Here is a 23,027-nt window from a genome sequence, read left to right on the forward strand (position 1 = left end):
GTCAGGCGGTCACCCGGACCACCACGGCGACCTCCTCGCCGGTGTTGACCAGGTGCTGGTGTCCGCCGAGGACGGTACCGACCACCCGGGCCCGGCCGGGGGAGAGTTCGGCCGCCGCGCGCATGCGCCCGTCGGCCCCGGACGAGATCAGGTGCGCCCGACCGCTCACCAGGAACAGCACCTCCATGCCGGCGGGCCCGGTCGACTGCGGGACCGGGCCGGACACGAAGCTGTTGGGCTCCAACGCCACGGTGCTCACCCGGAGACGGCCGCTCGCGTGCCGTCGGGCGACACGGGGCGCGGGCTGCCAGTGGCCGCGCCGGGTGGGCCACAGCGTGGGCCGGACCAGGACGGCGGCGGCACCCCGCGCGGCGGAGACGAGGCGACCGATCGTGGGCAGACGGCGTTCGGCCAGGTGGGCGTAGCCCGAACGGCGGCCGGCGTCCACCACGTCGCCGATGCCCTCCACCGACACCGCGCGCGGGGCGGGGCGGACGTCGAGCGACGTGCGGGCGTGCGGGGCGGAGGTGCGTACCGCGGTGGAGAGAGCCTGCTGGGCCATCGTGAGAGGATCCTTCACGTGGGCGCCCCCCGGACACGGGGCGGCGCGGATGTCGTCGGTGGGCCCCGTCGTGCGCGGAACGGGGCGGGCGGCACGGACACCTCGAAGGGCGTCGATCACCGCGCGGAAGAGCGCCGGACACCCGGACCGCGTGAGAACGCGGTGCTACGGGCGGGCCGTGGGCCTACGGGCGTGGAACGCCTCGGGAACGGCTCAGCGACGACAACACGGACACGCCGCACGGACCAGGTGGCAGGGGGCCGAGAGGGCCCTGCGAGCCATGGCGTCGGTGCGGGTGCGCGGATGCATGGTTGTAAGGAGACCAGCAAAGGCCGGGGGGAGTCAAGCGATCGCGGAGAATCGCGTGTGTCGCCCGTCTCACCCTCACGTGTTGCGGGCGGCGCCGTGTGGTGGTGACATGTGGAGCCCGAGTACGGCGTGAGAGCACCGCCGGAAAGGCGTCCTCCCCCGAACGCAGTGACAGGAGTGGCCGTGTCGGCTTGCGCGCCCGGAGGGTCCGATTGAACCCCGATCCGGCGGGGCGGTGGGCGCGCCTGCTCGTGCGGGTGCTCGTCGTCGTGGCCGCCGGGGTCATGGCACTGGGGTTCCTCGGTCCGGGCGAGGCCCTGCTGGTCTCCTCCTTGACGGCGCTGACGTTCGTCCTGCTGTGGTTGCGCGGCCGCCCGCGCCGTGGGTCGGTTCCGGATCGTTGACCCCAGCGGGTCTCATACGCGTTTTTCGGCGAAGCGCCGGGTTCCGTGCCGGCGGCGGCGTAGATTCTGGATCATGACGGACCGGGAGCTCCTCCATACCCTGCGTGCCGACGGACCACCATCGGCGGAGGCTTACGAAAGGCTGCTCGACGCGTACGGGGAGGAGCTGTTCCGGCGCTGCATCCTGGCCCTGGGCGATCGCGACGCGGCACACGTGGTGCTGCGGGACACGCTCATCGTCGCCTGCGCCCACATCGGGCGACTGACGGACGCCGACCGGTTGGGGGAGTGGCTGCACGCGCTGACGGAGGTCGAGTGCGTGCGCCGGATGTCCTACGGGCACCGGCTACCGGGGGAATGGGTCCTGCCGGAGAACACCGTGCTGGTGCGGATTCGTGTGCTCAAGGGTATGGCCACGCCCGAACTCGACGGTTACCGCGCGCACGTGGCGGCCCGCGCCGACCGGTTCGACCGTGAGGGCTTCCCCCTCGGCCCGGGGGCGGTGCCCGTCTCGCACGGACCGGCCCTGGTGGGCTCGTTCGGCCTGATGGTGCTGGTGTTCCTGGTCGCGGCCGTCTGCGCCGGCTACCTGTTGACGCGGACCCCGGAGGCCGAAGGCCCCCCGGGCGACCCGGTCGCTCTGTTCGCCCGGTGACGCGCCGCGGGTCCTCGCGGACGCCCGTGGGGATCCGGTCGGCCCGGGTCCGACCGCGAGGGGGAACGCCGCCGCCCCGAGGTCCTTCTCCGACGGCGGTGCGGAGCGACAGGTCGGCCCGGCGGGAACGCCGCCGGGCCGTCGTCGCACCTGCCGGGTCGAGGTCGTCCTACTTCTCCGAGTCGGAGATGTGGGAGGAGTCCCCGTGCACGCCGGCCTCTTCGGCGCGCTTGACCGAGGCGATGATCTCCTGCTCGGCCTCGTGGCGGCCGACCCAGCTCGCGCCCTCGACGGACTTGCCGGGCTCCAGGTCCTTGTAGACCGTGAAGAAGTGCTCGATCTCCAGGCGCTCGAACTCGTTCACGTGGTGAATGTCACGCAGGTGTTCCATGCGCGGGTCCGTGGCCGGAACACAGAGCAGCTTGTCGTCGCCGCCGGCCTCGTCGCGCATGCGGAACATGCCGATGGCGCGCGCGCGGATGAGGCAACCCGGGAAGGTCGGGGCCTTGAGCAGAACGAGCGCGTCCAGCGGGTCTCCGTCCTCACCGAGCGTCCCGTCGACGAAACCGTAGTCCGCGGGGTAGGTGGTGGAGGTGAACAGCATGCGGTCGAGACGGATGCGACCGGTCTCGTGGTCCACCTCGTACTTGTTGCGCTCCCCCTTGGGGATCTCGATCGTAACGTCGAATTCCATGCTGACCTCGGCTCCCAATGCGACTAATGTCGCCGTATAACAACAACGTCAGGCCGCGACGCCGAAGGAAGGGCGGGTGCCCCGGTGCGACGGGTACGAGGTGAGGCTTTCCTCACGCTGGCCCTGCTCAACATATTCGTGCTGATCACCGGGTTCGTCGCCCTCGATGTGATCGAGGCCCGACCACTCCCCGCGGTTCCCCATCCGGTCACGAACGCCGAGGGTGTGGCCGCGGCGGAACCCGCCTCCTCGTCCCCGGCGGACCCGGAACGGATCGCGGACGTACTCGATGATCCCATGTCGGCTTTCGGGCTCGCGGAGGGCCTCTCCGGTTTCGTCGTGGACGGTGCCACCGGAGCCACGCTCTTCGAGCGGGACGCGGACGCCCCCGTGACCCCGGCCTCGACCACGAAGATCGCCACGGCCGTCACGATCCTGGACACGGTGGGCCCCGACCACGTGCTGACCACCACGGCCCACTTCGACTCGGCGAGGGGGATGGTGGTGCTGCGCGGGGCGGGGGACACCACCCTGACCACGACCGTCGACTCCGCAGCTTACCCGCAGGTAGCCACTCTGGAGGAGCTCGCGCTCCGCACCGCTGCCGCCCTGGGCGCGCAGGACGTCGACACGGTCTCGATCGGTTACGACGACTCCCTGTTCACCGGTTCCGCGCTCGGTCCCTCCTGGAAGCCCAACTACGTCACCGAGGGCAGCACGGCCCCCGTCCACGCGCTCATGTACGACAGCGGCCAGGTCTCTCCGGACACGAGCACCCGCTGGCCGGACCCGCCCCTGGCCACGGCCGAGGCGTTCGTCAACGAGTTGAAGCAGGCGGGGGTGACCGTCGAGGGGACGCCGGGCGAGGCGCCCGCCGTGGGCGACCCGATCGCCTCGGTCGACTCGCCGCCGATGTCGGTCCTGGTCGAGTTCATGATGTTGGAGAGCGACAACAACATGGCCGAGTCCATGGCGCGGATCGCGGCCTTGGAGACGGGCGGCGAGGGTTCCTTCGCCGGCGGAGCGGAGGCCACCCACCGGGTCATGGCGGACCTCGGGATCGAAGGGGTCGAGGTGGCCGACAACAGCGGGTTGAGCACCGAGAACAGGATCACCCCGCACGCCCTCGTCGAACTGCTGCTCCTGGCCTCCGAGCGACCCGATCTCAACGCGGCGATCACCGGTCTGCCCACCGGGAACTCCACCGGGACCCTCGCCAAGAACGGGCGGTACTCGGCGTACGGCTCGACCGGGGACGCCGCAGGGATGGTCCGCGGCAAGACCGGGACCCTCAACGGGGTGAGCACGCTCGCCGGAACCGTCCACGATCAGGAGGGCAACATGTTCGTGTTCGCCTTCATGGACAACAGTCCGGGCGCCTCCGGTGTCCGGCTCGACACCCTCGCGGCGGCCCTGGCCCGCTGTGGCTGCTCCTGATCGTTCGACCCTCGGTCACCCTCGCGGGACCGAAGGTGTTCCTTTTCGGCTCCTCAGGGGTAACCCGGGGACTACCCCGAATTGGCACCCTGATCCCCGTGCCGGCGCGCTCTGCGTGGGTAGGCTGCGAATGTGACTGTGATCGACTGGGACGTAGCCGTCAATACCGGTGTCCGCCTCGTGCGCCCGGGGCCGCAGGTGGATCTCGCCGACGCGCGGCAGGCCGTGGTGCAGTTGCGCGAGCTCTCCAACGTGGCCGCCGGGCATGTGCGCGACTTCACCGGGATGAACCCCCTCGAACCCGCGGGCCCCGCGGTGATCGTCGACCGGCCGGGATGGATCCGGGCCAACGTCGACGGGTTCCGCGTGGTCATCGAACCCGTACTCGAACAGATGAGCGCCGGTCGCCTCGGCGACGGCGCCGCCGCGAGCCTGACCTCCGCCGTGGGCTCCCGTATCACCGGGGTGCAGCTCGGCGCGGTGCTCGCCTACCTGGCCGGGAAGGTCCTGGGCCAGTACGAGCTCTTCCTGCCGCCGGATCCCGACGGCACCCTGCCCACCGGGCGGCTGACCCTGGTCGCCCCCAACATCGTCAACACCGAACGCGAACTCGACGTCGATCCCCACGACTTCCGCCTGTGGGTGTGCCTCCACGAGGAGACCCACCGCATGCAGTTCACCGCGACGCCGTGGCTGCGCGGACACGTGCAGGACCTCATGCGCGAACTCCTTTTGTCGTCGGAGATGGACGCGGGTGACCTCATCACCCGGCTGCGCGCCGCCGGCGAGGCCGTCGCCGACGCCGTGCGGGGCGGCGAGGGCAACCTCCTCACCGCCATCCAGAGCCCGGAACAGAACGAGATCATGGACCGTGTCACCGCCGTGATGAGCCTGGCCGAGGGTCACGGCGACTACGTCATGGACGCGGTCGGCCCGAGTGTCGTGCCGTCGGTCGAGCGGATCCGCGCCCGATTCCAGAAGCGTCGGGAGACGTCCAACCCCCTCGACCGGCTGATGCGCCAGTTGCTGGGCATGGACATGAAGATGCGCCAGTACGAGGAGGGCGCCGCCTTCGTCCGCTCCGTCGTGGCGCAGGTCGGCATGGCCGAGTTCAACAAGGTGTGGACCTCGCGGGAGACCCTGCCCACCCTGGCGGAGATCCGCGATCCCGACGCCTGGGTGAACCGGGTCGTGCGCCCGGCCGCCATCACCGAATGAGCGGTCCGCCGCCCGCCGTGGCCGCCGTTCGCTCGGCGGTCCGGCGGTGTCTGGTCCCGCTCCCCGCCGACACCACGGTGCTGGTGGCGTGCAGCGGCGGGGCCGACTCCCTGGCGCTGGCCGGCGCTACGGCCTTCGAGGCACCCCGGCTGGGCCTGCGGGCCGGGGCGGTCACCGTCGACCACGGCCTTCAGGAGGGGTCGGCGGAACGCGCCGGAAAGGTGGCCGCGACCCTCACCGGGCTCGGCCTGGAACCCGTCGTCGTCCGCACGGTGGAGGTGACCGGGCCGGGGGGCCCCGAGGGCGCCGCCCGGACCGCCCGCCACACCGTGCTCGCCGAGGAGATCGCGGCGCGGTCCCCGGCCGTGGCGCTGCTCGGCCACACGCTCGACGACCAGGCCGAGACGGTCCTGCTCGGGCTGGCCCGCGGTTCGGGCGCCCGATCCCTGGCGGGGATGGCCCCGCGCAACGGCCCCCTCCTGCGCCCCATGCTCGACCTGGACCGGGGCACGGTTCGGGCGGCCTGCGGCCTCATGGGTCTCGAACCGTGGGAGGACCCCCACAACGAGGACCCCCGGTTCGCCCGTTCCCGGGTGCGCCACGAGTCGTTGCCCACCCTCGAACGGACCCTGGGGCCGGGCGTCACGGCCGCGCTGGCCCGCACCGCCGCCCTGCTGCGCGCCGACGCGGAGGCACTGGACGTGCTCGCCGCCGACCTGCACGCCGAGGCCGAGGCGGACGGGGGAGGATTGCGCGCGGCGGTGCTCGCCGAGGCCCCCGAGGCGTTGCGGACCCGGGTACTGCGCCGGACCGCGATCGACGCGGGTTGCCCGGCGGGCGCCCTGACCGCCCGGCACGTGCGCGAGGTCGACCGCCTGGTGGTCGACTGGCGCGGCCAGTCCCACATCGACCTTCCCGGCGGGGTGCGCGCGCGGCGTGTCGCCGGTCTCATCCGCTTCGATCGTTGACGACGCGGACACCGTGCCGTGCCCGGCGTGTCACACGATGTCCCCCACGCGACCCTTCGCGTCCGGCCCCGGTGGGCCCGGTCGGCGTCTCCGGGACGTTCGGCACGTTTATCCTTGTTGCCGCAAACGGGGAACCCAGCAGCGAGGACAGTGAGCGTGGACGCTAAGGACATGGGTCGGGACCTGGAGAAGGTCCTGGTCACCGAGGAAGAGATCAAGACACGCCTGGCCGAGCTCGGAGCAAGCATCGACGCCGACTACGCGGGTCGGGACCTGCTCATCGTCGGTGTCCTCAAGGGCGCCGTCATGGTGATGGCCGACCTGGCCCGGGTACTGCACACACCGGTCTCCATGGACTGGATGGCGGTGTCCTCCTACGGCGCCGGCACCACCTCCTCCGGGGTGGTCCGCATCCTCAAGGACCTGGAGACCGACATCAAGGACCGGGACGTCCTGATCGTCGAGGACGTCATCGACTCCGGGCTGACCCTCTCCTGGCTGGTGGGCAACCTCAAGTCGCGCGGGCCCCGCTCGGTGGAGGTCTGCACCATGGTCCGCAAGCCGCTGGCCTACGAGGTCGACCTCGACGTCAAGTACATCGGTTTCGACCTGCCCAACGAGTTCATCATCGGTTACGGGCTCGACTACGCGGAGAAGTACCGCAATCTGCCGTTCATCGGCACCCTCGCCCCGCACGTCTACGAGTAGCGGGGAACAAGCGGCGGGGGCGCGGTCGTTGCTCTCATGACGGCCCCCGCCCGGCTACAGCCGGCAGCGGTGTGCCCGTTCGACGGGCCGAGGTGTACCGTCGATGCGATCCCGGCGAATACGCGGGGAACGCACGTGTCCGATAGAGGTCCTGCCTCGGAAAGTCCTCCGGTGCGGGCGGCCTGGTCAGGAGGGACGGACCCGACAGGGTTCCGCTCACATGAATCTGAAGCGCTTTTTCCGCGGCCCGTGGATATGGATCCTGGCCGTTCTCGCCATGCTCCTCCTCGTCTTCAACGTGTTCGATCTGGGCGGGGGCCCACAGCCGGAGGAGACCGACACCTCCACCGTGCACCGGCTCATCGAGCGGAACGAGGTGGACAACGCCGAGATCGTCGACCGTGATCAGCGCATCGTGCTGACCACGACCGAAGGCGAGATCTACGAGGCGTACTGGGTGGCCGGTCAGGGTCTCCAATTCGCGGAGATGCTCCAGGCCTCCCTGAACGAGGAGGGCACCAACCTGGAGTCCTACGAGGTCTCGGTCGCCACCACGCCGCTGTGGACCACGGCGCTGTTCAGCTTCCTGCCGATCCTGCTCATCCTCGCCATCTTCTGGTTCGTCTTCAGCCAGATGCAGGGCGGTGGCTCCCGGGTCATGAACTTCGGCAAGTCCAAGGCCAAGCTCATCACCAAGGACACCCCGAAGAACACCTTCTCCGACGTCGCCGGCGCGGACGAGGCCATCGAGGAACTCCAGGAGATCAAGGAGTTCCTCCAGAACCCGGCCAAGTTCCAGGCGATGGGCGCCAAGATCCCCAAGGGCGTGCTGCTGTTCGGTCCGCCCGGCACCGGCAAGACCCTGCTCGCCCGCGCCGTCGCCGGTGAGGCCGGGGTGCCGTTCTACTCCATCTCCGGTTCGGACTTCGTCGAGATGTTCGTCGGTGTGGGCGCCTCGCGCGTGCGCGACCTGTTCGAGCAGGCCAAGGCCAACGCCCCCGCCATCATCTTCATCGACGAGATCGACGCCGTCGGCCGCCACCGCGGCGCCGGCATGGGCGGCGGCCACGACGAGCGCGAGCAGACCCTCAACCAGATGCTGGTCGAGATGGACGGCTTCGACGTCAAGGGCGGGGTCATCCTGATCGCGGCCACCAACCGCCCCGACATCCTCGACCCGGCCCTGCTGCGCCCCGGCCGCTTCGACCGGCAGATCGTCGTGGACCGCCCCGACATGGACGGCCGTCGCGACATCCTCAAGGTCCACTCCAAGGGCAAGCCGATGGCCGAGGACGTCGACTTCGACGTCATCGCCCGCCAGACCGCCGGCATGACCGGCGCCGACCTGGCCAACGTCATCAACGAGGGCGCCCTGCTGTCGGCCCGCGCCGACAGGGAGACCATCACCCACGCGGTGCTGGAGGAGGCCATCGAGCGGGTGATGGCCGGTCCCGAGCGCAAGAGCCGGGTCATGTCCGAGCACGAGAAGAAGATCATCGCCTACCACGAGGGCGGTCACGCCCTGGTGGGTCACGCGCTGCCCAACGCCGACCCGGTGCACAAGATCACGATCCTGCCCCGCGGGCGCGCCCTCGGCTACACCATGTCGGTGCCGACGGAGGACAAGTTCCTCACCTCGCGCTCGCAGATGATGGACCAGCTCGCCATGATGCTCGGCGGTCGCGCCGCCGAGGAACTGGTCTTCCACGAGCCCACCACCGGTGCCGGCAACGACATCGACAAGGCCACCAACCTGGCCCGCAACATGGTCACCGAGTACGGCATGAGCGAGCGCCTGGGTGCCCGCAAGTTCGGTTCGGGGAGCACCGAGCCCTTCCTGGGCCGGGAGATGTCGCACGCGCGCGAGTACTCCGAGGAGATCGCCTCCATCATCGACGAGGAGGTGCGCCGCCTCATCGAGTCCGCGCACGACGAGGCCTACGAGGTCCTGGTCGAGTACCGCGACGTCCTCGACGACCTGGTCGTGGCCCTGTTGGAGAAGGAGACGCTCACCAAGAGCCAGGTGCTGGAGATCTTCGCGCCGGTGCGCAAGCGCCCCACCCGCGGTTCCTACACCGGGTACGGCAAGCGCCAGCCCTCCGACCGGCCGCCGGTGCGCTCCAAGAAGGAGCTGGCCATGCTCAACGGTGCCGAGGTGCAGGGGCAGAGCACCGGGAACGGGCTGCCGCACGGATCGACCACCGCCATCGAGGGAGACGACGCGTGACCGACACGGCAGACCTGCCCCCCAGACCCGTGGACCGGGAGCGGATCGAACGCGCGGTGCGCGAGATCCTCATCGCCATCGGCGAGGACCCCGACCGCGACGGCCTGCTCAAGACGCCCGAACGCGTCGCCCGCGCCTACGAGGAGCAGTTCGCGGGCCTGGGGCAGAAGCCCGGGGACGTGCTCACGACGGTGTTCGAGGCCGGCCACCAGGAGATGGTCCTGGTCAAGGACATCGAGCTGTACTCCACGTGCGAACACCACCTGGTGCCGTTCTACGGCGTGGCGCACGTCGGGTACATCCCGGGTGCCGACGGCCGCATCACCGGTCTGAGCAAACTGGCCCGCCTGGTCGACGTGTACGCGCGCCGGCCCCAGGTCCAGGAGAGGCTCACCGGCCAGGTGGCCGACGCCATCATGGACCACCTCAACCCGCGCGGCGTCATCGTGGTCGTGGAGGCCGAACACCTCTGCATGACCATGCGTGGTGTGCGCAAACCCGGGGCCAAGACCGTCACCTCCGGGGTGCGCGGGATCTTCCGCGGCAGCGACCGCACCCGGTCCGAGGCGATGAGCCTCATCCTGGACCGTCGCTGACGCGACCGCGGTACATCGGAACACCCGGGGGAGGGGCCGAGGGCGTACGCCCCCGACCCCTCCCCTTACGAATAGGCTGATCCCCATGGGGCCGAAATACACACTTCCGGGCCTGCCCGATCGAGGGCGGTGCCTGGTCATGGGGGTCGTGAACGTCACCCCCGATTCCTTCTCCGACGGCGGAGCCTGGTTCGACCCCGAGCGGGCGGTCGAGCACGGCCTGCGGTTGGTCGATGAGGGAGCCGACATCATCGACGTGGGCGGGGAGTCCACCCGCCCGGGCGCCCAGCGCGTACCGGTCGAGGAGGAGCTCCGCCGAGTCGAACCGGTGGTGCGCGCTCTCTCCGCCCGCGGAGTCGCCGTCAGCGTGGACACCATGCGGGCCGAGGTCGCCGAGCGTGCGGTCGGGGCGGGCGCCGTGCTCGTCAACGACGTCAGCGGTGGGCTGGCCGACCCGGCCATGGCCCGGCTCGTGGCCGCTTCGGGTGTCTCCTATGTGTTGATGCACTGGCGTGGGCATAGTCATGACATGCAGAGCCGTGCCGTGTACACGGACGTCGTCCAGGAGGTCATCGATGAGCTCCACGATCGTATGGAGGCCATGATCAGTGCAGGCGTCGACCCGGGTCAGATCATCCTCGACCCGGGCCTCGGATTCTCCAAACGACCCGAACAGGCCCACAACTGGGCGCTTTTGCGACACCTGGACCGGTTCCACGGGTTGGGCCGGCCCGTCCTGGTGGCGGGATCGCGCAAACGTTTCCTGAGCCGACTGCTGGGCGACCCCAAGGGTGAGGACCGCCCCTTCCCCGACTGTGACGCCGCCACCGCCGCCCTCACCACCCTGGCGGCCGACCGGGGCGCTTGGGCCGTGCGCGTCCACGACGTGCGCGCCAGCGCCGACGCGGTCCGGGTGGCCGCCGCCTGGTCCGACGGGGGCGGGAGCCTCGCGGAGGGTCGCTTCGACGACGAGGTCGCCACGGGGCGGGGCCGCCGGTGAGGTCTCGCCAGGAGGTCATGGAGCGCGTGGCCGAGGCCAACGCGCAGTTCTACAGCGCCATCGAGAACGGCGACATCGATCTGATGCGCAGTGTGTGGGCGGAGGAGCACGAGGCCCCCGACCTGGTGTGCGTCAACCCCGGGTGGCCGCTGTTGCGCGGTCGCACGGAGATCATGCGGGCCTGGTCGCTCATCATGGCCAACGTCACCTACATCCAGTACGTGCTCACCGAGACCCACATCGGTGTCGGCGGTGACATCGCCATGGTGACGTGCGAGGAGAACGTGCTCACCGCCGAGGACGGCGACCCGGGGTTCGTCGCCGGTGGACAGGTCGTCACGACCAACCTGTTCGTCGACACGGCCCAGGGGTGGCGACTGTGGTCCCACCACGCCTCTCCGGTGCTCATGGGCGAGGACGACGACGAGGACGAGGGCGGGGAGTGATGACCGACCGCATCGTTCTGCGCGGGCTGCGGGCGCGCGGGTACCACGGGGTGTTCGACTTCGAGCGCCGAGAAGGGCAGGACTTCGTCGTCGACGCGGCCCTGTTCCTGGACCTGTCGCCCGCGGCGGCCTCCGACGACGTGGCGGACACCGTCCACTACGGGCTGTTGGCGGACCGGCTGGTCGCGATCGTCACCGGGGAGCCCGTGGACCTCATCGAGACCCTGGCCGAGCGGTTGGCCGCCGAGTGTCTGGCGGACCCCCTGGTGAAGGGGGTGGAGGTGACCGTGCACAAGCCGTCCGCGCCCATCGAGCACGAGTTCGCGGACGTGGCGGTGACCGTCGTGCGCGGCGCCGTGCCCGGGCACGTGGCGATCGGAGGTGCGCCGTGACGCGCGCGGTGCTGTCCCTGGGATCCAACCTCGGCGACCGGTGGGCGACCCTCCAGGGCGGCGTGGACGCCCTGCTGACCGGAGAGGGCGCGCCGGTCCCGGTCGCGCTGTCACCGGTGTACGAGACCGCTCCGGTGGGCGGCCCGGACCAGGGCGCCTACCTCAACGCGGTCGTGGTCGTGGAGACCGAGGGGACCCCGGAGGAGCTGCTGGAGCGCGCGCAGGCGGCGGAACGGGCCTTCGGCCGGGTCCGGGAGGTCCGGTGGGGGCCGCGCACCCTGGACGTGGACGTCATCGCGTTCGGGGACACGCGCTCCGACGACCCCCGGCTGACCCTGCCGCATCCGCGCGCCCACCTGCGGGCGTTCGTGCTGCGTCCGTGGCTGGACGTCGACCCCACGGCGCACCTGCCGGGACGGGGGGCGGTCGCCGACCTGCTGGCGGCCGTCATCGCCGACGAGCCGGAGGAAGAAGAGGAACCGCACCTGCGGGAGGATCTGCGGCTGGGCCCGCCCGGGGGGAGTCCATGACCGAGGAGGAGGAACGGCGGCTGCACCCCACCGGGTGGCGGACGCCGACACTGCTCGCGATCGCCGGCGCGCTCCTCGGGGCGCTCTTCACCACGGTGCTGCCCGGGCTGCCGCCGATGCCGTGGACGGCGATCCCGACCCTGCTGTTGCTCGCCCTCGCGGAGGGCTTCACCGCCGGGCGGACCCGTCGTCGGATCCGGCACGCGCCCGGCACGGAACCCATCCCGCCGCTCAGCGCGGCCCGTCTGGTCGCCCTGGCCAAGGCGAGCGTGCTGGCCGCCTCGCTGTTCGGCGGCTTCTTCGCGGGCGTCGCGGTGATGGTCGTGGAGAACCTGGGACTGCCGGTGCACCGCGAGGTGTTCCTGACGGCCCTGGGAACGGCGCTGGCCGCCGGCGTGTTGGTGGTGGCCGGGCTGTACCTGGAGTACGCCTGCCGGGTGCCCGATGACGAGGACCGCGACGACGACCGCCCCGAGGCGGTCTGACCGCTCCCGGACCGCCTTCGGACGGGGACCGGCGTCGGATGGTTGACTGGGCCCGTGGACACCAGCGAATCGACACCGTCGCCGACCCCGCCGACCCCGCCTCCTCCGTCGCGGGGGCGTCCGCTCGACGCGGCCTTCGCCGCGCCCGAGGGCCTGGAGTGGCATCGGGTGTCCCCGGCCCTGGCCTGGTACCGCAGGCTGATCGTCGGGGCCCTGTGCCTGTCCTCGGGACTGGCGGGCGTGCTGCTCCTGTTCCTGTGGGCGGATCGGCTCTGGGCCGCGGTCTGGGCCGTGGCGGCCCTCATCGCGTTCGTCGGCGGCTGGATCCTGGCCGGTCGGTTCCGACGCTCCTGGGGGTACGTCGAGGGACCGGCGGAGCTGTACCTGACCTACGGGGTGCTGATCCGGCAGTTGGTCGTCGTCCCCTACGGGCGCATGCAGGTGGTGGACACCACGGCCGACCTCCTCGAACAGGCGTTGGGCATCGCCACGGTGCGGGTGCGCACCGCCGCCAGTACGGCCGACACCCGCGTGGTCGGCCTGCCGTTGATGGAGGCCGTCGCCCTGCGCGACAGTCTGGCCGCCCGCAGCGAGACCTTCTCCACGGGGTTGTAGATGCGCGAACCCGATCGTCCCCGCCTCCCTCCGCCCGGACCCCCGCCCGGAGCGCCGCCCGCGCACGCGCCCGGGTCGGGCCCCGTGCCCCATCCGCCACCCGGACCGGCACGGGGTCCGTACCCGCCACCGACGGCCCCCGGCTACGGGCCGCCGGTGATGCTGCCCCCGACGATGTGGCAGCGGCAGCCGCCGATCCCGCGCCGCCCCGAGGAGGACGTCACCACCGGGGTGTTCCGGGCGCACTGGCTGATGGTGCCGTTCCGGGTCCTCGCGGCGACGCTCGCCTTCGTCGCCCTGGTCGGCCCGATCCTCACGTCCTTCGGTGTGGCGTGGGTCGTCATGCTGACCTTCGCCGTCGTGTTCGGCTCGCTGGCCTACGCCCTGCCCGCCTGGTGGTACGGCAGTTTCGGGCTTCGGGAGGACCATCTGGTGGTGCACAGCGGACTGTTGATGCGCGGCTCTCGGGAGATCCCGCTGAGCCGCCTCCAGGCCGTCGACGTGATCCGACCGTTGGTGGGGCAGGTGTTCGGGCTGGCCGAGCTGCGCATCGAGCTGGCGGGCGGCGACAACAGTGCGGTCCGGTTGACCTACCTGAGCCGCGACGTCGCCGAACGGATGCGCGTCGCGGTCCTGGCGCACGCCGCCGGGCTGTCCGGGCGGGCCCCGGAGGCCCCCGAGTGGCCCTTCTACCGATTGCCGTTCCTGCTCCTGCTGGGTGCGCTCACCTTCCGCGTCCCGGTGCTGCTGGCCTCCATCGCGCTGGCCGCGCTGGCCACCGCGGGGGTGATGTTCACCGAACCCGGGGTGCTGGGCGCGCTCGTGCCGCTCACGCTGGGCCTGCTCGGCTCCTTCTGGGGGCCGCTGGCCCGGTACACCGATTACTACGCCTCGATCTCCTCGGACGGGCTGCGGCTGCGCTACGGGATGTTCCAGCGGCGGATGCAGACCGTCCCTCCGGGCCGGGTGCAGGCGGTACGGGTGGTGGAGCCGCTGCTGTGGCGAGCGCTGGGCGTGGCCAGGGTGGAGGCGACCGTGGCCGGTTACGCGGGTGCCCGCCAGGGCGCTTCGGCGACGCTGCTGCCGGTCGCGCCGCGGCGCCGTGCCTACGCCCTGGTCAACGAGTTGTTCCCGGAGAGCGAGGTGGCGTACGTGCCGCTGGTGCCGGGTCGGGAGGGCTCGCGTTCGCTGGTGGGTGTGGACGAGCACCTCTTCGTCACGGTCTCGGGGCTGTTCTGCCGTTCGACGGAGGTCGTTCCGATGGAACGGGTGCAGGCCCTGCGGCTGACCGCCGGTCCGCTGGCCCGTTTCACCGGACGGGCGACGGTGGGCGTGGCGGTCCCGCCGGGGCCGGTCCGGGCCAGGGCGGAAGGCCGCGAGGTGGCCGAGGCGCGGCGCCTGGTGGACGAGATGATCGACCTCGGCAGGCGGGCGCGGGTGACCGCCGCGGGACCGGAGCGCTGGGCGACGCGGGCGACGATGAGCCGGCCCGACACCCCCGGGGAAGTCTGATGTGGTGTGCATCACATCGGGGGTCGAAATTGCTGCCACTAATGGCTCACATATCCGACATGGATGCTCACTAGGGGTTGTTTTTCCAGCTCAAGGCCGCAACACGCCCGCGTGTTCTGGCCCCTAACGGTGGTCGAGTATGGCTAAATGGTGACTGAACACGTTGAGTGTTCGTGCTTATACACATGGTCAACGTTATCGACCGATCGGCGCCCCCGCCGTTCGGTCCGACGGGAGAAAACACATGCTGAAGAAGGCTTTCGCCGCCAGTGCCATCGTCGCCGCCGCCGCGGGCGTTCTGTTCACCGGCGCTCCGGCCATGGCCAACAGCAACGTCTTCACCTCCGGCAACGGCAGCATCCTCGGTGGCAACCAGCTGGTCGCCGACCTGGATGTGCCGATCAACGTCTGCGGCAACGCCATCGCCATTCTGGGCGTGGCCGGCGCCAACTGCGTGGACTCCGGCGCCAGCGTCAAGAACTGGTAGTCGCCGCGATCCGACCCTGACGGTCGGGGGTGTTCCGGTCGGAGACGTCCCGACCGCGCCGACCGAGGGGTCGAGGGGACTTTCGCATCGGGCGCCGCTCCGTGACGACGGGGCGGCGCCCTTTCGCGTGCCCGGGGGCGGGCCCGGTGGGTCCGTCCCCGCCCGTGTCCCACCCCCCGCCCCGACCAGGGGCGGGGCGCCGGGTCGGCGGCGGGGGAGGACTATCGTGTGCTCAGGCGTCACGGGAGGACCGGACGCACTCATCACGAGGGGGCATCGGCATGGAGACCACGCAGGGGCGGCCGGCCCGGTTGCGGGTCGGCGTCATCGGACCCGGACGCGTCGGGTCCGTCCTGGGAGGCGCGCTCGGTCGCGCCGGTCACAAGGTCGTCGCCGCCTCGGCCGTCTCCGACGCCTCCAAGGAGCGCGTCGCCGACCGGCTCCCCACCGCACGCCTCCTCGAACCCGCCCGTGTGGTCGAGGCCGCCGACCTCGTGCTGCTCACGGTCCCCGACGACGCCCTCGCCGAACTCGCCGAAGGCCTCGCCGGAACCGGAGTCGACCTGCGCGGCAAACTCCTCGCCCACGCCAGCGGCGCCCACGGGTACGGCGTCCTGGCCCCCGCCACCGCCGCCGGGGCCCTACCGCTGGCCCTGCACCCCGCGATGACCTTCACCGGTCGAGACGAGGACATCGACCGACTGGCCAACTGCGCGTTCGGGGTCACCGCCCCCGACGCGCTGCGACCCATCGCCGAGGCCCTGGTCGTCGAGATGGGCGCCGAACCCGTCTGGATCGCCGAGGACAAGCGCACGCTCTACCACGTGGCCCTGGCCGGCGGCGCCAACCACCTCGTCACCCTCGTCGCCGACAGCGCGGCCCTGCTCTCCGCCGCCGGGGTCCCCGAACCCGGACGGATGCTCGCCCCCCTCCTGAGCGCCTCCCTGGACAACGCCCTGCGCCTCGGCATCCACGGGCTCAGCGGACCCGTCCTGCGCGGCGACGCCGGCACCGTCTCCGGACACATCGAACAACTGCGCGCGCACGCCCCCGAGAGCGTCACCGCCTACGTCGAACTGGCCCGGCTCACCGCCGACCTGGCCCTCAACGCCGGGATGCTCAAGCCCGAGGACGCCGAACGGCTCCTCGACGTCCTGCGCCGCTGAACACCGCCCGCGGCCCATCGCCCGGCGATCCACCACCGACACGTCACGGACATTCCAGGGAACCTCCATGAGCGCACCCACCGCCCACACCGCGCCCGTCGTCGCGCGCACGCCCGACGAACTGCGCCGCGCGCTCGCCGACGCCGGTCGCGTCGCCCTCGTCCCCACGATGGGCGCCCTTCACGAGGGCCACCGCAGCCTCATGCGGATCGCTCGGGAGGCGGCCGACACCGTGGTGGTCAGCGTCTTCGTCAATCCCCTCCAGTTCGGTCCGAACGAGGACTTCGACCGCTACCCGCGCGACCTGCCCGCCGACACCGCCGTCTGTGCGGCCGAGGGCGTCGACGTCGTCTTCGCCCCCGAGACCGAGACCATGTACCCGACCGGCCGTCCCGTGGTCACCATCGACGCCGGCCTCATGGGCGAACGCCTGGAGGGCTCCTCCCGCCCCGGACACTTCACCGGCGTCCTCACCGTGGTCGGCAAGCTCTTCCACCTGGTCCGCCCCGACCTGGCGGTCTTCGGGGAGAAGGACGCCCAGCAGATCGCGCTCATCCGCCGCATGGTCGCCGACCTCGACCTCCCCGTGGAGATCGTGGGAGCGCCCATCCTGCGCGACGCCGACGGCCTCGCCTCCTCCAGCCGCAACGTCTACCTCTCCACCGGGGAACGCGCCGCCGCCCTGTCCCTCTCCCGGTCCCTCGCGGCGGCCCGCGCCGCGGCAGCCGGAGGACCCGCCGCCGCCCGCGGCGCCGCGACCGCCGTGCTGGAGGAGGCGGCCGAGGGGGCCCCGCCGGTCGACCTCGACTACCTCGCCCTCATCGACCCGGCCACCTTCGCGGAGATCGCGGACGATCACCGCGGCGGCGCGATCCTCGCGCTCGCCGCCCGGGTCGGCACGACCCGCCTCATCGACAACACGTCGATCGTTTTCTGAGCCACTGCACCCTGTGGAAGAGATCCCCATGAGCACAGCCACCCCGACCCGGCTCGACGCGCCCGCGCCGAGCTGGGCCGTCACCGCCGACGTCGTCATCGTCGGCTCCGGCATCGCCGGCCTGAGCACCGCGCTCGGCCACCTGCGTCGCTCCGGGAACGGGCGGGTCGCGCTCGTGACCAAGGACCGGCTCTCCACGGGTTCCACCGCCTACGCCCAGGGCGGTATCGCCGCCGCCATGGCCCCCGGGGACGACCCCGTCGCCCACATGGTCGACACCCACCTGGCGGGCGCCGGACTCTGCGACCCGTACGCGGTCCACGTCCTGGCCACCGAGGGGCCCGAGGCCCTGCGCCGGCTCATCGCGCTGGGCGCGGAGTTCGACCGCGACGCCTCCGGCGGACTGGCCCTGACCCGGGAGGGCGGCCATCGCGCCGATCGGGTCGCCCACGCCGGCGGCGACGCCACCGGCGCGGAGATCCAGCGCGCCCTCGTCACCGCGGTCCTGGCCGATGAGCGCATCGAGATCATCGAGCACGCCGTCGCCCTCGACGCGCTGCACGATCCCGCCACCGGGGCGGTCTGCGGCATCACGCTGCACGTCATGGGCGAGGGCACCCGCGACGGTGTCGGCGCCGTCCTGGCCCCGGCCGTGGTCCTGGCCACCGGCGGACTGGGCCAGATCTTCGCGGCCACCACCAACCCGCCGGTCTCCACCGGGGACGGGCTGGCCCTGGCGGCCCGGGCCGGCGCCCGTCTGCGCGACCTGGAGTTCATCCAGTTCCACCCCACGGTGCTCTGGCTCGGTCCCGACGCGCGCGGTCGTCAGCCACTGGTGTCGGAGGCGCTGCGCGGTGAGGGCGCCTACCTGGTGGACGCCGCCGGAAACCGGATCATGGCCGGTGTCCACGAACTCGCCGACCTGGCCCCCCGCGACGTGGTCGCGCGGACCATCGCCCGCGTCATGGCCGAGCAGGGCGTCGACCACGTGTACCTGGAGGCCCGTCACTTCGGTCGGAAGACCTGGGAGACGCGCTTTCCGACCATCCTCGCCTCCTGCCGCGAACACGGCATCGACCCGCTCAACGAACCGATCCCCGTCGCCCCCGCCGCCCACTACGCCTCGGGCGGGGTGGAGGTCGACATCGAGGGTCGCACCGGGGTCCCCGGTCTGTGGGCCGTCGGCGAGGTCGCCCGCACCGGCGTGCACGGTGCCAACCGGCTGGCCTCCAACTCGCTGCTCGAAGGTCTGGTGTTCGCCGACCGGATCGCCGCCCGGCTGGCGGCCGAGGCCCGACCGCTGCCCGCCGAGGGCGTGCCCGCCCCGGCGGTGACCGCGCTGCCCGACCCGTCCGTCGTCCCCCGGGTGCGCACCCTGATGTCCCGCCACGCGGGCGTGCTGCGCACCGGAGAGGGCCTGCGGACCCTGGTCGCCGAACTCGACGCCCTCGGCGACGCCGAGGGCGGCCCGGCCCCCGACACGGCCTCCTGGGAGGCCGCCGACCTGCTCACGGTGGCCCGTCTCGTGGCCGCCGCCGCGGCGCACCGCACCGAGAGCCGCGGCGCCCATCAACGCGCCGACCACGCCGAGCCCCGTCCCGAGTGGCGGATCCGCCCGGTGATCGTCCGACTGGAAGGGGACACCCCCGTGGCGACCGATGAGAACCGGACCCCCTCCCTGCCACCCGCCCTGACCGCCGAACTCGACGCGATCGCCTTCCCCCTCGCCGAAGGCGGCCCGAGGTCCGATACCCGCGCCGAGTTCACCCTGCCCTGGACGGCGCCGCACGAGGGCCACGTCGACCTGGTCCGCCGTGCGCTGGCCGAGGACCTCACCGGTGGGGCGGGCCTCGACGTCACCACCGTCGCCACCATCCCCGCCGATCAGGTGCGCACCGCCCATGTCGTGGCCCGGGCCGACGGCACCGTCAGCGGACTGCCCCTGGCCGAACTCGTGTTCTGGCTGGTCTGTGACGGCGCCCTGGACGTCTCCAGGTCGGCGGTCGACGGGGACGCCGTCAAACGCGGCGACGTCCTCATGACCGTCACCGCCCGTACCCGTGATCTGCTCACCGCCGAGCGCACCGCCCTCAACCTGCTCACCCACCTGTCCGGAATCGCCACCGCGACCCGGGCGTGGGTGGACGCCGTCGCCGGCACCGGCGCCCGTATCCGTGACAGCCGCAAGACGCACGCGGGTCTGCGCGCCCTGGAGAAGTACGCCGTGCGCTGCGGTGGCGGGGTCAACCACCGCTACTGCCTGGGCGACGCCGGGCTCATCAAGGACAACCACGTGGTCGCCGCCGGGGGCGTCGGCGCCGCCGTCCGCGCCGTCCGGGAGCGTTTCCCCGACGTCCCCCTGGAGGTGGAGGTCGACCGTATCGACCAGATCGAGGAGGCGTTGGCGGCCGGAGCCGAGGAGATCCTGCTCGACAACTTCACCGTCGACGAGCTGGCCGAGGCCGTCGCCCTCGTCGCCGGGCGCGCCCGTCTGGAGTCCTCGGGCGGCCTGACCCTGCAGGTGGCCGCCGCCGTGGCCCGCACCGGGGTCGACCTCCTGGCGGTCGGAGCCCTCACCCACTCCAGCCCCGCTCTGGACATCGCGCTCGATCTGGTGTGACCGGATACACCTTCGGACTTTCCGCGAAGGGCGGGATTGGGGGAGGATTCCCTGAGAACACACACTTCGACCAGGATGAGGCTCCATGCTGCTGGCGATCGACGTCGGTAATTCCGAGACGGTCTTCGGTCTCTTCGAGGGCGAGGACCTCTTGGAGCACTGGAGGGTGGGGACCGATCCCCGGCGTACCGCCGACGAATGGTCGGTGGTGCTGCGCGGGCTCCTGGAGAGCGGCGTCCACGGCGGCGTCGACGACGTCGACGGACTGGCCCTGTGCTGCTCGGTCCCCTCGGTCCAACACGAGATGCGCGACATGTTCCGCCGCCACTTCGACGGCGTCGCGGCCGTGATCGTCGAACCCGGTGTCAAGACGGGCGTGCCGATCCGGATGGACAACCCCAAGGAGGTCGGCAGCGACCGCATCATCAACGCGCTGGCCGCCGATCACCTCTACGGCGGGCCGGCCGTGGTGGTGGACTTCGGGACCGCGACGACGTTCGACGCGGTCAGCGTCAAGGGGGAGTACGTGGGCGGCGCGATCGCCCCGGGGATCGACATCTCCGTGGACGCGCTGTCCCGGCGCGGCGCCCAGTTGCACATGGTCGAGATCGTCCGGCCCCGGGCGGCGATCGCCAAGAACACCACGGAGGCGCTGCGCTCGGGGATCGTGTTCGGGTTCGCCGGTCAGGTGGACGGGATCGTCGACCGCATGGTCGCCGAACTCACCGACAACCCCGACGACGTGACGGTGGTGGCCACCGGAGGCCTGGCCTCGACGGTGGTGGGGGAGTGCGAGACCATCGACGTCCATCAACCGTGGCTGACCCTCATCGGGTTGCGCCTGGTGTTCGAGCGCAACACCGGTTGAGTCGTCCCGGGGAGGGCCGCGGCCCTCCCCGAGGTCTTCTCCGCACCGCCGAGGGGTCCGGCGGTGAACGCCTCCGGTGGTGACGCGCGGAGAACGTCACCACCGGAGCGGGGTCACGCGGGCGTCGTGCCCGTCGTCGTCCCCGTGGCCGCTCGTGGTCCCTGTACGGGCCGGGTCGCCCAGGCCTCCCGCGCCGGTAGGATCGCGTGTGTGAATCACACGCACGACGACACCTACGACGACCTGCCCGAACAGATGAGAGTTCGGCGCCAGAAACTGGACCGCCTGCGCGAGGAGGGCATCGACCCCTTCCCCGTGCTCTTCGCGCGGTCCACGTCGATCGGCGCCGTGCGTGACAAACACGCCGATCTCCCGCCGGACACCGGCACCGGGGTGGAGGTCTCCATCGCCGGCCGGGTGATGCTGTACCGCACCGGTGGCAAGCTGTGCTTCGCCACCCTGCGCGACGAGACCGGCGACATCCAGATCATGCTCTCCCTCGACCGGGTCGGCCAGGACCGCCTGGACGCCTGGAAGACCGACATCGACCTGGGCGACCACGTGGGCGTCGAGGGCGAGGTCATCACCTCCCGCCGGGGCGAGCTCTCGATCATGGTGAACTCCTGGACGCTCACCGCCAAGTGCCTGCGTCCGCTCCCGGAGAAGCACAAGGGCCTCACCGACCCCGAGGCCCGGGTCCGCCAACGCTACGTCGACCTCATCGTCAACCCCGAGTCCCGTGAGATGGTGCGCCGACGGTCGGCCGCCATCCGCGCGATCCGGGACGGTCTCACCGCACGCGACTACATCGAGGTCGAGACCCCGATGCTGATGCGGGTGCACGGCGGCGCCACGGCGCGACCGTTCACCACCCACATCAACGCCTACGACATGGACCTGTACCTGCGGATCGCCCCGGAGCTGTCGCTGAAGCGGCTGGTCGTCGGTGGTCTGGAGCGGGTCTTCGAGGTCAACCGGAACTTCCGGAACGAGGGCGCGGACTCCACGCACAACCCCGAGTTCACGATGCTGGAGTTCTACCAGGCGTACGCCGACTACAACGTCATGGCGGACGTCACCCGCGAGCTCATCCAGGAGGCGGCCCGCGCCGCGTTCGGGACCACCGTGATCGAGCGCGACGGCCAGACCTACGACCTGGCCGGGGAGTGGCCGCAGGTCACCCTGTACGGGGCCGTGTCCGAGGCGCTCGGCGCCGAGGTCGACCCGCGCACCCCGATCGAGGAGGTCCGCCGCCTGGCCGAGGCCGTGGGCGTCGAGTACGACCCGGCCTGGGGGCAGGGCAAGCTCATCGAGCACCTCTTCGAGGAGCTGGTGGAGCACACGCTGATCCAGCCGACCTTCGTACGGGACTTCCCGGTGGAGACGAGCCCGCTCACCCGCCGGCACCGCGAGGACCCGTTGCTCACCGAGAAGTGGGACCTCATCGGCTTCGGCATGGAGATGGGTACGGGGTACTCCGAGCTGGTCGACCCGGTGGAGCAGCGCCGGCGCCTCACCGAGCAGTCGCTCATGGCCGCCGACGGCGACCCGGAGGCGATGCAGCTCGACGAGGACTTCCTGCGGGCCCTGGAGTACGGCATGCCGCCGACCGGCGGCGTGGGCGTCGGCATCGATCGCCTGTTGATGGCGTTCACGGGCAAGAACATTCGGGAAACTGTCCTTTTCCCGATCGTGAAGCCCGCGGGGGACGACGCCTGACCACGTCATGACGGCCATGACCCCCCATTTGCCGGGACCTTATCCCGGAGGGGTGGATGTCCGAAAGTGGGGATGAGGGTGCCGCGCGCTTCGTGCGGCGTCTCATCCCCCTTCGCGTTCCCGGCCCAGGTGGGAAGTGCGATGGTGGTGACCGGAGGCCGGGGGGCGCCGTGACGACCGGTGCGCCCCTGGGGCCTCGGCGAAGTTTTTCCCTGTGGGGCCGCCGCCTGCGGCATTGTCGGGGTGGTCATCGTTTGCGCAGGTCAGTATCGAGATGGATTTTCCCCTATCGTGAATCTGTGGCTGATGGTCTCCGTGTGGTCACACATGGTGATTTATCTGGCCTTGACGGTATCTTCTCCTCCGCCTAGCGTGCTGAGAGCGGGCAGAGCCCCGTGAGTTCGCCGAAGTGGATCGAGTAAAGCGGAGGAGCGCGAGGGAAAGCGGAGCCCGAAAGGGCACCGATCGCGCA

At 71.4% G+C, this 23,027-nt stretch carries 23 protein-coding genes; 21 read left to right on the top strand and 2 right to left on the bottom strand.

Annotation, left to right across the window (positions count from 1 at the left end; all coding sequences use genetic code 11):
- Position 1: 1 nt before the first annotated feature.
- A complete protein-coding gene (locus RM479_RS01955; RefSeq protein ID WP_311509978.1) occupies positions 2-562 on the bottom strand; it encodes a hypothetical protein in 561 nt (186 codons plus the stop codon).
- Between the two features lie 521 nt (positions 563-1,083).
- On the opposite strand from RM479_RS01955, the gene RM479_RS01960 reads away from it, so the two are divergent.
- Together RM479_RS01960 and RM479_RS01965 are read left to right on the top strand one after the other, a co-directional pair.
- Positions 1,084-1,275 (top strand): hypothetical protein, encoded by a 192-nt coding sequence (locus RM479_RS01960; RefSeq protein ID WP_311509980.1) that lies wholly within the window; start codon positions 1,084-1,086, stop codon positions 1,273-1,275.
- 73 nt (positions 1,276-1,348) lie between these two features.
- On the top strand, positions 1,349-1,930 hold the full coding sequence (locus RM479_RS01965; protein ID WP_311509981.1) for an RNA polymerase sigma factor: 582 nt from the start codon (positions 1,349-1,351) through the stop codon (positions 1,928-1,930).
- Between the two features lie 169 nt (positions 1,931-2,099).
- Here RM479_RS01965 and RM479_RS01970 read toward each other — a convergent pair whose 3' ends face one another.
- Positions 2,100-2,624 (bottom strand): inorganic diphosphatase, encoded by a 525-nt coding sequence (locus RM479_RS01970; protein ID WP_274810085.1) that lies wholly within the window; start codon positions 2,622-2,624, stop codon positions 2,100-2,102.
- A gap of 84 nt (positions 2,625-2,708) precedes the next feature.
- Between RM479_RS01970 and dacB the strand changes: the two genes are divergently transcribed.
- The 19 genes from dacB (at position 2,709) to lysX (ending at position 22,555) form a co-directional block, all read left to right on the top strand.
- A complete protein-coding gene (gene dacB, locus RM479_RS01975) occupies positions 2,709-4,061 on the top strand; it encodes a D-alanyl-D-alanine carboxypeptidase/D-alanyl-D-alanine endopeptidase (protein WP_311509982.1) in 1,353 nt (450 codons plus the stop codon).
- 138 nt (positions 4,062-4,199) lie between these two features.
- Entirely contained in the window at positions 4,200-5,279 is a 1,080-nt protein-coding gene (locus RM479_RS01980; RefSeq protein ID WP_311510415.1) for a zinc-dependent metalloprotease, read from the top strand.
- The gene (gene tilS / locus RM479_RS01985) at positions 5,276-6,247 is read left to right on the top strand and encodes a tRNA lysidine(34) synthetase TilS (RefSeq protein ID WP_311509983.1); all 972 of its coding nucleotides are present in this window, start codon (positions 5,276-5,278) and stop codon (positions 6,245-6,247) included. The genes RM479_RS01980 and tilS overlap by 4 nt, the downstream gene beginning before the upstream one ends.
- Before the next feature lie 156 nt (positions 6,248-6,403).
- Positions 6,404-6,955 (top strand): hypoxanthine phosphoribosyltransferase, encoded by a 552-nt coding sequence (gene hpt, locus RM479_RS01990; RefSeq protein ID WP_311509984.1) that lies wholly within the window; start codon positions 6,404-6,406, stop codon positions 6,953-6,955.
- 220 nt (positions 6,956-7,175) lie between these two features.
- Entirely contained in the window at positions 7,176-9,182 is a 2,007-nt protein-coding gene (gene ftsH, locus RM479_RS01995; RefSeq protein WP_311509985.1) for an ATP-dependent zinc metalloprotease FtsH, read from the top strand.
- A complete protein-coding gene (gene folE / locus RM479_RS02000; RefSeq protein ID WP_274810080.1) occupies positions 9,179-9,778 on the top strand; it encodes a GTP cyclohydrolase I FolE in 600 nt (199 codons plus the stop codon). Before ftsH ends, folE begins: the two co-directional genes overlap by 4 nt.
- A gap of 85 nt (positions 9,779-9,863) precedes the next feature.
- On the top strand, positions 9,864-10,778 hold the full coding sequence (gene folP / locus RM479_RS02005) for a dihydropteroate synthase (protein WP_274810079.1): 915 nt from the start codon (positions 9,864-9,866) through the stop codon (positions 10,776-10,778).
- Positions 10,775-11,224 (top strand): nuclear transport factor 2 family protein, encoded by a 450-nt coding sequence (locus RM479_RS02010; protein WP_311509987.1) that lies wholly within the window; start codon positions 10,775-10,777, stop codon positions 11,222-11,224. The genes folP and RM479_RS02010 overlap by 4 nt, the downstream gene beginning before the upstream one ends.
- On the top strand, positions 11,224-11,616 hold the full coding sequence (folB, locus tag RM479_RS02015) for a dihydroneopterin aldolase (protein ID WP_274810077.1): 393 nt from the start codon (positions 11,224-11,226) through the stop codon (positions 11,614-11,616). The genes RM479_RS02010 and folB overlap by 1 nt, the downstream gene beginning before the upstream one ends.
- Positions 11,613-12,146, top strand: a complete 534-nt coding sequence (folK, locus tag RM479_RS02020; protein WP_311509989.1) for a 2-amino-4-hydroxy-6-hydroxymethyldihydropteridine diphosphokinase — start codon at positions 11,613-11,615, stop codon at positions 12,144-12,146. Before folB ends, folK begins: the two co-directional genes overlap by 4 nt.
- Positions 12,143-12,631, top strand: a complete 489-nt coding sequence (locus RM479_RS02025) for a DUF3180 domain-containing protein (RefSeq protein ID WP_311509990.1) — start codon at positions 12,143-12,145, stop codon at positions 12,629-12,631. Before folK ends, RM479_RS02025 begins: the two co-directional genes overlap by 4 nt.
- 168 nt (positions 12,632-12,799) lie before the next feature.
- On the top strand, positions 12,800-13,246 hold the full coding sequence (locus tag RM479_RS02030) for a PH domain-containing protein (protein WP_311510416.1): 447 nt from the start codon (positions 12,800-12,802) through the stop codon (positions 13,244-13,246).
- Positions 13,247-13,405: 159 nt separating this feature from the next.
- Positions 13,406-14,758 (top strand): PH domain-containing protein, encoded by a 1,353-nt coding sequence (locus RM479_RS02035; protein ID WP_311509992.1) that lies wholly within the window; start codon positions 13,406-13,408, stop codon positions 14,756-14,758.
- A gap of 244 nt (positions 14,759-15,002) precedes the next feature.
- Positions 15,003-15,245: a chaplin family protein gene (locus RM479_RS02040; RefSeq protein WP_274810073.1), complete on the top strand. Its 243-nt coding sequence runs from the start codon at positions 15,003-15,005 to the stop codon at positions 15,243-15,245.
- Positions 15,246-15,526: 281 nt separating this feature from the next.
- Positions 15,527-16,411, top strand: a complete 885-nt coding sequence (locus tag RM479_RS02045; protein WP_311509994.1) for a Rossmann-like and DUF2520 domain-containing protein — start codon at positions 15,527-15,529, stop codon at positions 16,409-16,411.
- Positions 16,412-16,478: 67 nt separating this feature from the next.
- Entirely contained in the window at positions 16,479-17,348 is an 870-nt protein-coding gene (gene panC / locus RM479_RS02050) for a pantoate--beta-alanine ligase (protein ID WP_311509996.1), read from the top strand.
- Positions 17,349-17,376: 28 nt separating this feature from the next.
- Complete coding sequence (locus RM479_RS02055) at positions 17,377-19,968, top strand: L-aspartate oxidase (RefSeq protein WP_311509998.1); 2,592 nt, start codon at positions 17,377-17,379, stop codon at positions 19,966-19,968.
- A gap of 85 nt (positions 19,969-20,053) precedes the next feature.
- Positions 20,054-20,836 (top strand): type III pantothenate kinase, encoded by a 783-nt coding sequence (locus RM479_RS02060; protein WP_274810069.1) that lies wholly within the window; start codon positions 20,054-20,056, stop codon positions 20,834-20,836.
- Between the two features lie 210 nt (positions 20,837-21,046).
- Positions 21,047-22,555: a bifunctional lysylphosphatidylglycerol synthetase/lysine--tRNA ligase LysX gene (gene lysX, locus RM479_RS02065; protein WP_311510000.1), complete on the top strand. Its 1,509-nt coding sequence runs from the start codon at positions 21,047-21,049 to the stop codon at positions 22,553-22,555.
- Positions 22,556-23,027: the final 472 nt, after the last annotated feature.

The sequence above is a fragment of the Nocardiopsis lambiniae genome, assembly GCF_031845465.1.
In the GTDB taxonomy this organism is placed as follows: domain Bacteria; phylum Actinomycetota; class Actinomycetes; order Streptosporangiales; family Streptosporangiaceae; genus Nocardiopsis; species Nocardiopsis lambiniae.

What these genes read in the sequence shown, in the direction of transcription:
- RM479_RS02040 (WP_274810073.1), top strand. Translation starts at nt 15,003, where the DNA reads ATGCTGAAGAAGGCTTTCGCCGCCAGTGCCATCGTCGCCGCCGCCGCG.
- tilS (WP_311509983.1), top strand. Translation starts at nt 5,276, where the DNA reads ATGAGCGGTCCGCCGCCCGCCGTGGCCGCCGTTCGCTCGGCGGTCCGG.
- ftsH (WP_311509985.1), top strand. Translation starts at nt 7,176, where the DNA reads ATGAATCTGAAGCGCTTTTTCCGCGGCCCGTGGATATGGATCCTGGCC.
- RM479_RS02035 (WP_311509992.1), top strand. Translation starts at nt 13,406, where the DNA reads ATGCTGCCCCCGACGATGTGGCAGCGGCAGCCGCCGATCCCGCGCCGC.
- folB (WP_274810077.1), top strand. Translation starts at nt 11,224, where the DNA reads ATGACCGACCGCATCGTTCTGCGCGGGCTGCGGGCGCGCGGGTACCAC.
- RM479_RS02025 (WP_311509990.1), top strand. Translation starts at nt 12,143, where the DNA reads ATGACCGAGGAGGAGGAACGGCGGCTGCACCCCACCGGGTGGCGGACG.
- RM479_RS01965 (WP_311509981.1), top strand. Translation starts at nt 1,349, where the DNA reads ATGACGGACCGGGAGCTCCTCCATACCCTGCGTGCCGACGGACCACCA.
- RM479_RS01955 (WP_311509978.1), bottom strand. Translation starts at nt 562, where the DNA reads ATGGCCCAGCAGGCTCTCTCCACCGCGGTACGCACCTCCGCCCCGCAC.
- RM479_RS02045 (WP_311509994.1), top strand. Translation starts at nt 15,527, where the DNA reads ATGGAGACCACGCAGGGGCGGCCGGCCCGGTTGCGGGTCGGCGTCATC.
- RM479_RS02055 (WP_311509998.1), top strand. Translation starts at nt 17,377, where the DNA reads ATGAGCACAGCCACCCCGACCCGGCTCGACGCGCCCGCGCCGAGCTGG.
- RM479_RS01970 (WP_274810085.1), bottom strand. Translation starts at nt 2,624, where the DNA reads ATGGAATTCGACGTTACGATCGAGATCCCCAAGGGGGAGCGCAACAAG.
- folP (WP_274810079.1), top strand. Translation starts at nt 9,864, where the DNA reads ATGGGGCCGAAATACACACTTCCGGGCCTGCCCGATCGAGGGCGGTGC.
- RM479_RS02060 (WP_274810069.1), top strand. Translation starts at nt 20,054, where the DNA reads ATGCTGCTGGCGATCGACGTCGGTAATTCCGAGACGGTCTTCGGTCTC.
- panC (WP_311509996.1), top strand. Translation starts at nt 16,479, where the DNA reads ATGAGCGCACCCACCGCCCACACCGCGCCCGTCGTCGCGCGCACGCCC.